10 protein-coding genes and 2 pseudogenes are annotated in these 10,535 nt (G+C 58.2%); 2 read left to right on the forward strand and 10 right to left on the reverse strand.

Annotated elements, in window-relative coordinates:
* Positions 1-45: 45 nt before the first annotated feature.
* From dinB to CWO91_RS45345, 6 genes and pseudogenes are all read right to left on the reverse strand, one after another.
* Positions 46-1,150, reverse strand: a pseudogene (gene dinB, locus CWO91_RS39790) (DNA polymerase IV).
* 38 nt (positions 1,151-1,188) lie between these two features.
* Positions 1,189-1,458 (reverse strand): hypothetical protein, encoded by a 270-nt coding sequence (locus CWO91_RS39795; protein ID WP_130220814.1) that lies wholly within the window; start codon positions 1,456-1,458, stop codon positions 1,189-1,191.
* Positions 1,459-1,627: 169 nt separating this feature from the next.
* Positions 1,628-2,356, reverse strand: coding sequence for an SOS response-associated peptidase (locus CWO91_RS39800; RefSeq protein WP_130220815.1), 729 nt, complete (start codon positions 2,354-2,356; stop codon positions 1,628-1,630).
* Between the two features lie 2 nt (positions 2,357-2,358).
* On the reverse strand, positions 2,359-2,808 hold the full coding sequence (locus CWO91_RS39805) for a hypothetical protein (RefSeq protein ID WP_130220816.1): 450 nt from the start codon (positions 2,806-2,808) through the stop codon (positions 2,359-2,361).
* 30 nt (positions 2,809-2,838) lie between these two features.
* On the reverse strand, positions 2,839-3,237 hold the full coding sequence (locus tag CWO91_RS39810) for a hypothetical protein (protein WP_130220817.1): 399 nt from the start codon (positions 3,235-3,237) through the stop codon (positions 2,839-2,841).
* Positions 3,238-3,586: 349 nt separating this feature from the next.
* A pseudogene (locus tag CWO91_RS45345) lies at positions 3,587-3,730 on the reverse strand (DUF6538 domain-containing protein); the annotation flags it as partial.
* A 280-nt stretch (positions 3,731-4,010) separates the two neighbouring features.
* Between CWO91_RS45345 and CWO91_RS39820 the strand changes: the two are divergent.
* Positions 4,011-6,506: a helicase C-terminal domain-containing protein gene (locus CWO91_RS39820; protein ID WP_130220819.1), complete on the forward strand. Its 2,496-nt coding sequence runs from the start codon at positions 4,011-4,013 to the stop codon at positions 6,504-6,506.
* A 13-nt stretch (positions 6,507-6,519) separates the two neighbouring features.
* Here the strand turns inward: CWO91_RS39820 and socB are convergent, their stop codons facing one another.
* From socB to CWO91_RS43525, 3 genes are read right to left on the reverse strand one after another with little or no spacing between them, the layout of a single operon-like run.
* Positions 6,520-7,239: a type VI toxin-antitoxin system SocB family DNA replication inhibitor toxin gene (gene socB, locus CWO91_RS39825; protein ID WP_130220820.1), complete on the reverse strand. Its 720-nt coding sequence runs from the start codon at positions 7,237-7,239 to the stop codon at positions 6,520-6,522.
* Positions 7,217-7,726, reverse strand: coding sequence for a type VI toxin-antitoxin system SocA family antitoxin (gene socA, locus CWO91_RS39830; RefSeq protein ID WP_130220822.1), 510 nt, complete (start codon positions 7,724-7,726; stop codon positions 7,217-7,219). Before socA ends, socB begins: the two co-directional genes overlap by 23 nt.
* 51 nt (positions 7,727-7,777) lie before the next feature.
* Complete coding sequence (locus CWO91_RS43525; RefSeq protein WP_165406039.1) at positions 7,778-8,242, reverse strand: hypothetical protein; 465 nt, start codon at positions 8,240-8,242, stop codon at positions 7,778-7,780.
* Between the two features lie 440 nt (positions 8,243-8,682).
* On the opposite strand from CWO91_RS43525, the gene CWO91_RS39840 reads away from it, so the two are divergent.
* Positions 8,683-9,483: a hypothetical protein gene (locus CWO91_RS39840; protein WP_130220821.1), complete on the forward strand. Its 801-nt coding sequence runs from the start codon at positions 8,683-8,685 to the stop codon at positions 9,481-9,483.
* Between the two features lie 170 nt (positions 9,484-9,653).
* Here CWO91_RS39840 and CWO91_RS39845 read toward each other — a convergent pair whose 3' ends face one another.
* Entirely contained in the window at positions 9,654-9,986 is a 333-nt protein-coding gene (locus tag CWO91_RS39845) for a hypothetical protein (RefSeq protein ID WP_245471529.1), read from the reverse strand.
* Positions 9,987-10,535 lie beyond the last annotated feature (549 nt).

Genomic DNA, 10,535 nt, shown 5'->3' on the forward strand with positions numbered 1-10,535 from the left:
ACACCTGCGCAGCAGGTTTGGCGACCGCCGTGAATCTATTCCGGATCAAAGCCCGAAATCCAGTTGCGGCTCCGCACCATTTCCGACCTGCAACGAAGACAGTGACACCCCCAAGAGCCGAACCGGCTTCGGAAAAGGCATGTTGTCCCGCAGCAGGCCGATGGCCACTTCGGCGAGGCCATTGCGATTGGCGACAGCCGAAGAGACGGACCGGCTACGTGTGATGATCTCGAAGTCGTCGAACTTCACTTTCAGCGTCACCGTTCGTCCACGCGCGCCGGCCGATTCGCAATGTCGCCAGACCTTGTCGATCAGCGGCTCGAGCTCGGCGATCATGGGTTCGACTTCGGTAAGGTCGGTCGAGAACGTATTCTCCGCGCCGACGGACTTCCGGGTGCGGTTGGCTCGAACAGGCCGTTCGTCGACGCCGCGCGAGATCCAATAGTAGTAGGCGCCCGACTTGCCGAAGTTCGCGTTCATGAACTGCAGCGTTTGGTTGCGCATGTCGAGACCGGTGAATATGCCCAAGGCGTTCATCTTAGCGCTCGTTGCGGGGCCTATCCCGTGGAATTTGCCTACAGGAAGCGTCTCCACGAAAGCCGGCCCCATCTCAGGCGAGATGACGAACTGACCATTTGGGCTTGCGGTGATCGGAAGCGAGCTTCGCCAGAAATTTGTTGTAGGAGATGCCGGCCGAGGCGTTTAGGCCGGTCTCCGCCTTGATCTTCTCGCGAATGCGCAATGCGATGTCCCTGGCGAGTAGGATGCCTTGAAGATTTTCGGTAACGTCCAGATAGGCCTCGTCGAGCGACAGGGGTTCGATGATCGTTGTGTGCTCGGCGAAGATCTCGCGGATTTGCCGGCTGATCGCCTTGTAGACCTCGAAGCGCGGCCTGACGAAGATCAGGTCGGGACATTGTCGCTTCGCGGTCACCGAGGGCATCGCAGAGCGAACCCCAAATTTGCGGGCTTCGTAGCTCGCAGCCGCCACGACTCCGCGCTCTGCTGAGCCGCCCACCGCGACCGGCTTTCCGCGCAGGTCCGGGTTGTCGCGCTGTTCCACGGACGCATAGAACGCATCCATGTCGATATGGATGATCTTGCGGTGGGGCGCGTTCGAGTCGCCTTGCTCTGAATCGGACCGGACCATCCCTAGATTATAGACGTTCGCAGTCCAGCCGTCGCAGCTTAGACCAAGTCCTTAGGCGGACACTCGGGGCAACTATCACCGACCGAATCCAAGAGCTCTGTGATCGCATCTGCGGCTTCGTCGGCCGAAACGCCTGCCGGCGGATCCTGGCGAGCGATATCATAAGGGCGATCACGCGCGTGCGGGTCGGCGCGATCCTGCATCCAACCGTGCTCACATTCGCTGATAGCGCCGACTTCCTGCAGCACGGAGATCGCCCAGCCGCGCAGCGTCCGGATCGCCGGTCGTCTCTGCTTGGTCATCAGCATCGACATCGCTCCTGCCGGGACGAATCCTTGTGCCGCCCGCGTCGTTCCGGACGGTTAGCACAGAGCAGGGATTCGAAATCGCTGGAGCCGGCGCTTGTCCACGTGTTCCGCCGGCCTGTGCACAGCCGCAAACTCCAATTTGGCGGCGCTTGCCGCCAAATGGCCTCGCTCACGCGGCCAGTGCCGGGTCTTCCTTCTCGCCGGTGGAGACGATCCGCGGCACGCCGTCCGGGAGGGGTCGCTGCAGCGACTTCGCCTCGTCCCAAGGGGCGCGGAGCCAGACCTCGTACTCCTCCGCCGTCGCCAGGATCACCGGCATGGCCTTGGGGTGGACGCGCTTGACCTCCGCGTTCGGCTCACAGGTGAGGAATCCGAAGACGTCGCTGGTGATCTCGCCTTCCTTCGCCTTGCGCACACTGGTCCAATTGGTCCACAGGCCGGCAAATGCGATCAGAGGTCGTGTCTCGTCCAGCGCGAACCAGACCGGCACTTTCCTGCCGTCGATCGTGTCGTACTCGGAAAACGACGTGAACGGCACCAGGCAGCGATGCTCCGGTCCGAGCCATCGCTTCCAATGAGCGCTGCTGACATTCCTGATGTTCGTCGTGCCGCCGTCCGGCTCCATCCGGAGCAATTCCTTGAAATCGATGGTCTTGCCCTTGGCCTGCAATTTCTCCGCGCGCTTCTTCGTCGCGTCCATCAGGGCCCGCTGCGAACTCGGCATGCCCCAGCGCGCCATGACGACCTCGCGTGCCTGGACGCCGTTGCGCACGATCGGTGCGGGGTAGTCGGGAAAAATGCCTGGCATCGATGGCAGGTTGCCGACATGGCTGTTCAAGGCGCCGAACAGGCGACGGATCGCGTCAACGTTTTTTGTCATTGAGTTGAGATTGCACACGATCAAGTCTCCGGAGCAGCCAGGCGGTGACGCGATATCAGTTGCAGCAGCGTGGCGGAGGGTCGACGCCCGGCCTTAGCACATTTGCTGCAGCGTAGCCGGCTGGCCAAGTCGTGGATAAATGTGGTCGGCGGATGCCGCAGCGCCGCCAGATCCACGTCTCGTCGGGTCTTGCATCGCGAGCATTCGATCTCGGCCCAGGCGAAGCCCCCGTTGATGGCCTGGTCGACCGTCGGTGATGGGTCAATGGGCCCGCCATCTGCCCACATGCGCTCGTTCCAGGATTCGCAGAGCAACTTGTCGGCCTGACGAATGAGAGCTTCGCCTTTGGCCCGGGCTTCGGCCGCCTGTCCTGCAAGGATCGTCGTCATCGCGCGTGCCCGGCCGAGCTCCTTGGTGAGCGCCTTGCGGTCTCCTCCGGAGAGGGGCGTCGGGTGATGTTTCGGTGCCATGGCAGCATCCAGTTCCGGACGCGCCGGCGACTACTCGAACGCAGGCCAACAGCCATCTTCCTCATGGCGCCCGGTCCGCTGGGTGCAGGTATTGTCCAACAGCCGCTGTCCGACATCCTTCCAGAGCGCGTCCGGACCATAGAGACGAGCGGCATCTGCCTTCTGGATCCCGACCACCCTGGCGCAGCGGCGGCAGCCCACCCGCAGAACATGTTGAGGAATTTGGCTCAGCCGCAGCGTCCCTCCGGAGGGGCTTGCCGGCTTGGCATCGGCGCGGGAGTCAGCGAGAAGCGCCTCCCAGTATTCCCGCGGCAGATCATCGTCCGCAGCCAATCCTCGCTCCCGAGGCACGTTTTTGCGCACGAGAGCTGCCATCTTTTCCATTTGCTTGGGTGTCGGCATGCGCCAGCTCGCGGGTCGATCGGTCATTGTCCAATTAGAACATAACAAGAACACGAGAGTGGAGTTCCCCGACCGAAAAAATGGGCCTTATGGCGAGGCAGCCGTTGTCGGAACCATGATCTGCCGTTCGTCTTGAATCCAGGCCGTCTCGAACCGGAGTTCTGCGTACATGGCCCCCCGTGCCAACTGGAAAGGCTTCCTGCGTTTGTCGCTCGTGACGTGCCCTGTGGCGCTCTATCCCTGTACATCTACAGCCACTGATCGTAGGCGACGACGGCAAGTTGATGCGCCTCACTTCAGTCAGCAGTTTTGGCCCTGTGCGCAAGTTGGCCCAGCGGGCCTCAAGCTCGGCAAGCGCCTTCGCGAAGCGCTGCTTGGCCTCGCCCGGATCGCGGGTTTGAAGGCTTACCTTCTCCTCGCGCTTGCCGACGATCTTACGCAAATCGTCAGGAACAGCTTTTCGGAGCTGATAGATTCCAGTTTTGGGATGCTTCCATGGACACGACATAGCCAACGGCATTGTACCACCCTTCTGTACCACTGAGGAGCGGGTAAGCCGTGGAATTTGCTAATTTGCTTTGGATTTCACGCTCTTAGGAGAGCGATGGTGCCCAGGAAAGGAATGCGCGGACCGACTACTTAGCCCTTGAGGTAATTGATCTTTTTTCGTTGAGCAATCAAGATGTTTACCAGTTGAGTTACGCTCAAAAAGTCCCGTCGTGTATTGTTCCGTGTGTCAGAATAATGCTTCGCGTGTTAGTATCGCTGTGACCGCTCAATTTAAGGCGAGTATCCGAAACATGGCATTCGACATAAAGAAGCTCGGCGGCGGCAAGCCGCCCGGCGGGGGCAACATTATTGACCCGCGAAAGATCTTCGGAACCTTGGCTCGGAATCCCAGATTTCGCCGGCCATCGGATGAGCAGGGCGAAGTCCTTGATAAGTGGTTCGCGCTCAGAACCCAGGCCGATAACACCCTCAAGATGAACACCGGCGCGGGTAAGACCCTGGTCGGACTCCTAGCTCTTCAGAGTTCGTTGAACGAGGGCGTGGGACCGGCCGCGTACATTACTCCCGACATTTATCTGGCCCGCCAGGTTATCAAAGAGGCGACCGAACTCGGCATAGCCGTCACGGACGATCCAAGAAGCGCCGCCTATATGTCTGGCAAGGCGATCCTTGTGATCAATGTTTACAAGTTCATCAATGGCAAATCGGTCTTTGGCGTAGGGTCCGAGGGATCGAAGATTCCCATCGGCTCCCTCGTCGTCGACGACGCACACGCATGTCTGGCTGTTGTCGCTGCGCAATTTACTATCGCCTTGTCGTCGAAGCACGCGGCTTACGGTGAACTGCTCAAATTGCTGCAAGATGATCTTAGATCGCAGTCCGAAACCGGCCTGCTTGATATTCAATCGGGCGACCCACAGACCGTCATGCTCGTCCCGTTTTGGGCATGGAAAGACAAGCATGCGCAAATCACGAAGATCCTGCACACACATCGCGACAGCGAGGAACTCCTGTTCGTTTGGCCGCTGCTAAAAGAGGTCATCCCGCTTTGTCAGTGTGCATTTAGTGGGCGAGGCCTCGAGATCGCTCCGCGCTGCCTGCCCATCGATGAGATTCCGAGCTTTGTTAATGCAAAGCGGCGCATTTACATGACCGCAACGCTAGCCGATGACGGCGTTTTGATATCGCACTTTCAGGCGGACCCTAAGAGCGTCACGACACCAATCAAACCGAATGGAGTCGGCGAGATTGGAGACCGCATGATCTTGGCGCCTCAGGAGATCAACCCCCAGATCGTCGTCGACGAGATTAAGGGATTGGCGGCCGACATAGCCAAGCACCACAACGTGGTCGTTATCGTCCCTTCGAAGAAGCGCTCCGCTTATTGGTCTGATGTTGCTGCGCAAACGCTGGATGCGACGAATATCGAGGAAGGCGTTGCCGAGCTGAAGAATGGTAAGCACGTCGGCCTCACCGTCCTTATCAATAAATACGATGGCGTAGACCTTCCTGGGGATGCCTGCCGCCTTCTCGTAATTGACGGCCTACCCGAGGTTTTTGGCCTGATCGAACGAAACGAAATGGCCGCCTTAGATGGTACGGACATTCAGCTCGTGCGACAAATGCAGCGGCTAGAACAAGGAATGGGCAGGGGCGTTCGTTCGGGGGAAGATCATTGTGCGGTGTTGTTGGTCGGCTCACGCCTTACGCAGCGAATTCACCTGCAGGCGGCGAGATCCAAATTCACAGCAGCAACCCTAGCGCAGCTGGACTTGTCGCGTGAGGTGGCCGAGCAGATTGCGGGTCAGCCCATAGCGGCATTCCGACCGGTTCTGGACTACTGCATTAAGAAAGACCCCGATTGGTGGCGCACCGGGCGAGAGCGGCTCGCTAATGCCGCAGAGGGGCCGGCCAGCTTTGTTGATCCCAACGTCGCGGCAGTTCGGAGCGCGTTCGACTTGGCGAGGGGGCAGCTTCTCGATAAAGCGTGCGCGGCATTACAAGTCCCCATTAACTCAACGGGAGAGCGTCGCTTGAGGGGATATCTCAAGCAACAACTCGCCGAGTACGAACATCACCTGGACCCCGCTAAAGCGCAGGAAACTCAGCTTTCGGCCTATCAAGACAATCGCCGCACGCTTAGGCCGATCAAGGGAATAACATACAACAAACTGTCGCCGCCGGCCGCAGAACAGGCGTTGACCGCCGCACAGTTTATGAAAGCCAGATTTTTGGACGGCAACGACCTAATCTTGTTTGCCAACGCCCTGGCTGATGATCTCGATTGGTACGAGGACGACTCCAAACGGTTTGAAGCTGCAATGCGCGAATTGGGGCATCTGCTGGGCTTTGGATCGCAACGACCGGAACTGGAAATCGGAAAGGGCCCCGACAATCTCTGGGCAGTCGGCGGACTGCGCTTCTTTGTGATCGAAGACAAGAATGGAGCAACGTCAGACATAATCGCGAAGTCCGATTGCAACCAGTTGCTAGGCTCGATGGAGTGGTTCAGTCAGGCTTACGATAAGTCCTGTACGGCCACGCCAATCATGGTCCATCCCGAGAGCAAATTTGATCAGTACTCATCACCGAGCGCTGATTTCAGGATACTTGATAAGGTCGGCCTGAAAAAGCTTCGCGAAGCGATCAGGGCGTACGCAACATCGATCGCCGCGTCGAACGGCCTAACAGACGCAGTCAAGATACGGGCACGGCTGGCTCAGTTTGGCCTGTCGGGCGACAAATTCATCGAGTCCTTCACGAGGGGTTTCACGAAGGCCAAATGATATGCTCACCGGGTCAAAGGAATCCGGCTCCGCTCGCGCGGCGACGCGGCTCCGTCTTGGCTCTGCGTGAATAAATGTCAGCCCACATCTCGTAGGTCTCCTGAACCATGGTTTCGATCTGTTCGAAGCTCAGGAGGGGAATTGCATTCTCCTCGTGAGCGAACGCGACCCGCGGCTGCCCTTTTGAGGGACTCGTGAACTGCCAAATTGCGAACTTTACCTCGGCAAAGTCTGGGTCCGCAGCGCGAATTCGCTCGTGCATCGTTGAGAATACGAACTGACGCGCGAGCGCTGTTAGCCGCGTTGTAGAACGTCGCGGATCGAAGAACGGAATGATCGGCTGTCCATCCCGGATGAGGAGGAAAGAGTGCCAGAAAACCAACTTCGTGCCTGAGCCTACCGAAAGCGGGAACAGTTCGAGGCTACGTCCCTCAATGGGACCGGCAGCTGCGTGGTCATACAGAGATTGCGCGACCAGCAGATTGGCAGCGAGTTCTTCGGCCGACCTCGATTCCGCACGGATCGTTTGCTCAATGCTGGCGAACGGTACTCTTTCGGTAACCCGCAGGAACCCCGTCTGGATATTGAGGATATCAGGCAGAGCCTTCCGGAACGGCACGTACCGGTATGGAGGATGGGATAGACGAAATGCTTCGAGAGCGCGGCGCTTTTGGTCAACGGGTAGCGGAGCAATTCGCGCAAGGTCGGTATCAGGCAGGGGGGGTATCTTCACCGGGCTCTCCAATCGCGTTGGCCGCGCCCAAAGCCACCTTGTGGAACTTGAAGCGCGTCGCGATGACATCGTTTCCGATTCTTAGCCCGAATGCGAGTCTTGTTCTTGATTTGTCTACTACGAAGTGCCAGGGGGCGCCCTTAGCGTGGGAAATCCCGACGAGTTGCCCGGGCGTCAACCCGCCGTACTGCGCCATGATCCTAGAAATATGCTGCTTAACGAGGGGGTCTTCCGGCGTTGCGATTTCCGCAAGCACGCCGGTGACAAGATTTCGATGCTGAGCCCGAAACGTGATGACGGTGTCCCGCGCCCCCTTGAATGATTGGTACACCGCTGGATGCACAGGACCGAACTCCCAGGCTTCGAAATATCCGGAAACTAAAGGCCGCTTGCGCTCGATAAGAAAAAGGGCGTGCGCGAAATAGAGCAGTTTTTGCAGCGCAAGATTTGTCACCGCCCGACCATGGCGCTGCCCCTCGTCGAGCATCAAATTCGCGATTGCTCTGGGATCATACGGCTGTTCGGTCACGATTTACTTCTAGCTCACCCTGCCAGTGGGACCAGCGTTCGAATCAAAAGGCGCGGTGCCGCCCCCAAGTTTCTTAATAGAGGTAAACAAATCGCGCAAGAACATAACAAGAACTTTGCGATAGGGGTCCCAAATTTGAGAGGTCACGTGCGGGCAGCCTGCGAACGCGAAGCAACCGATGTACCGGTAATTGCCCTTGGAGCGCGTGGCTTCGAACAAGAGCAGATCTCGGCCGTCTGCTAGGTGATCCCGGATCGCTCGGTTGCCGCGAACAAATGACATATCGCCACTTTGACCCTCCCCGGTGTAGGCAAATATTCCATCGGGTCGCCAACCATCCGAGTAGCCAAATTGCTCGCCGGATTCTCCTGTGAAGAGGAAAACGAAAGGACAGTCATTGGGCGTGGTGATGCCGCCACGCTCCTGCCACTTGATGGATGTCGCGCTGCCGGTTGTAGAGGCTTCCGATCTCATAGGGGATTCCAATGGGACCGGCGTCAGAGGGTTTAGAACGGTGAAGCCAAGCTCCCGGAGCCGCCTGGCCGCTGCTTTATCGCCCCCGCTGAAGTCGCCAGGCGTAAGCGCCTGAAAGTCACCGCCTAGCTTGCCATGTGCGGCGCCCGCAATCGCCTTGCTGTCGTATGGCTTAGCGTTGTGCTCTAGGAAATATCCTCGTGACTTACCGAAACCGTATTTCTCGAGAAATGGCTCTCGCCGGAGCTCATCAAACTCTGCGAGAGCATCTAAGACTGCCTGCCTCGTCAAGTCAGATAACGCGAAAGTCTTCCCCTCCCCCGCGGCGAAATCACTATACTGTTCTTTCGCGCGCGATGTAACGTTCCTGCTGCTTGTCCGCAGTCGGGGGCGGAAGGTCAATTCGCTGCGGTAGGTGATGTAAGTCCGATGAGGGGTGCATGAGCAAGAAGGTCACTTTGGATACTAACGTTTTTCAGCACGTAATCCGGCCAAGTAGCTTTCCGAACGATCCAGATCCGACATCTCTGCAAAAGGTGCATGACGCCCTGAAATCCAAGCGTCTGATAGGGTTTGTCGCTGACCCGATCGCTCACATCGAGCAGATTCCTAAAGCAAAAAGGTCAAGCTATTTTGCCGGGGTACAAACGGTAGTCGCGGGATCCCAGCAGACCTTGCCCGACGGTACTATCAAGTATTCCATGCGCGTCTCGCCCGATCCGTCTGCGCATCCTGGGCTGCCTGGAATTCTGGTAGACTGCCTGAAGGAAGCCGTCGCGTTGGGCGTCACCGTGCTCCGTTGCCCACGAATAGCGCTCCCGATGGCTCCAGAGATAGATCCCTCATGGTATGCGCCGGATGCTAACCAGCAAGCCCGCCAGGCCAAGTTCTTCGATGTGCTCCGAGCAATCGAAGTAAGGGGGGTGGGTATTGCCGCGCTCAAAGCAGTCGGACTAGAACTCCTCAAGCGTGACAATAAAACGGGTGAGTGGCACGAAGGGCTGGCTCTTGCGCGAGATCAACACGATGAAGCAAAAATCAAGAAGGCGTGGGCCGAATGGGCTGATGCGGACGCAATCGCTGCTCACATCGCCTATGAAAACGATTACTTCTGCACTCGGGACGACGCCGTCGCGGCCGGTATTTCCATCCTGAACCAGGGTAATCGTCAGTGGCTGGAGCAGACATACCAACTCTCTATTGTCAGCCCAACGGCGCTTGCGAAGCTGATTGGTCCATAGAAAGTCACGCTAGGCTTTCCGGCCTCACGTCATGGTCCCGTTGCCGGGTTATTCCGTCGCATCTCGATTGCGCGACCATCCGGGCTCTGAGCGGAATCGGCTGTTAGCTCCTGGTCCGGCTTCAACAAGCCCATCAGTAAATGACCCTTTACGCCGCCGCTGTGGGCATCTTAGCTGGTGGCTTGTGTGACATCGATGGCCGGAAACCGTGCTATTGCGCTCGCCTTTGCCTTGATAGTCACGTCTCCGTAGCCCTCCGAGATGTTGCGCGGCGCATGCCCCTGGATGGCATCAAGCACTCGCATCTCAACTCCCTGATCAATTCCCACTGTTTTAAAGCGATGGCGCCAGCCGTGGCTTGGATCGACGTTCTTATCCTTCACCTCGCGGACGAACGCATTGACCTTATTCCGCGTCGTCTTCACCGCGTTGCGCACCCCCAACTCACCGGCCTTCGGCTCGATAAACAGATAGCCGCCCTTGGACTTCTCGTAGAACTCCAAGAAAGCTATCTCCGAGTGGGATCGCGAGCGTCGTGCCGACAATCTGCGACCTGACATCGCGCGGAATGCGCTGCACGAATAGCAGAGAGCGAGACCCATCCCGGCGCATCGGCCGAACAACCCTATACAGCAATGTTACGCCCCATTGTTACACAGTCGGGGCCAGCGCAACACTCTGATGGGCTTTAACTATCTGGAATAGCTTGCTGTCCAGAAAAGCATGGTGCCCAGGAAAGGACTGCTCCCTAAGATCCGCAGCTTCCTGAGCAGGGGTTTGTCTTGATGACCCCCGCAGACCGGCCGCCTTTCCGCGATGAAGTCTGTTTGATTCAAGCCTTCGATGAATCGTTCTCGCTCGAGAGAATGCATTTTCGGCTTGGCTGGCGCGACCGCGCTCAACGGCGGTCTCAGGACCCCCTGATATGCGTATCTGGGAGCGGCAACAGTAGGGTCACGATCTAGGGACGAATTCAGCGCAGTTTGTGCATTTCCTGCTCGGGACCGGCAACGCTGGGCTGCCTCGCGAGGTGATCTCGTCGCTAGTGCCGG

It is taken from the genome of Bradyrhizobium genosp. SA-3 (genome assembly GCF_004212635.1).
GTDB lineage: Bacteria > Pseudomonadota > Alphaproteobacteria > Rhizobiales > Xanthobacteraceae > Bradyrhizobium.

What these genes read in the sequence shown, in the direction of transcription:
- socA (WP_130220822.1), bottom strand. Translation starts at nt 7,726, where the DNA reads ATGCTCGACGAGGGGCAGCGCCATGGTCGGGCGGTGACAAATCTTGCG.
- CWO91_RS39805 (WP_130220816.1), bottom strand. Translation starts at nt 2,808, where the DNA reads ATGGCACCGAAACATCACCCGACGCCCCTCTCCGGAGGAGACCGCAAG.
- CWO91_RS39840 (WP_130220821.1), top strand. Translation starts at nt 8,683, where the DNA reads ATGAGCAAGAAGGTCACTTTGGATACTAACGTTTTTCAGCACGTAATC.
- CWO91_RS39810 (WP_130220817.1), bottom strand. Translation starts at nt 3,237, where the DNA reads ATGACCGATCGACCCGCGAGCTGGCGCATGCCGACACCCAAGCAAATG.
- CWO91_RS43525 (WP_165406039.1), bottom strand. Translation starts at nt 8,242, where the DNA reads ATGAGATCGGAAGCCTCTACAACCGGCAGCGCGACATCCATCAAGTGG.
- CWO91_RS39795 (WP_130220814.1), bottom strand. Translation starts at nt 1,458, where the DNA reads ATGCTGATGACCAAGCAGAGACGACCGGCGATCCGGACGCTGCGCGGC.
- CWO91_RS39820 (WP_130220819.1), top strand. Translation starts at nt 4,011, where the DNA reads ATGGCATTCGACATAAAGAAGCTCGGCGGCGGCAAGCCGCCCGGCGGG.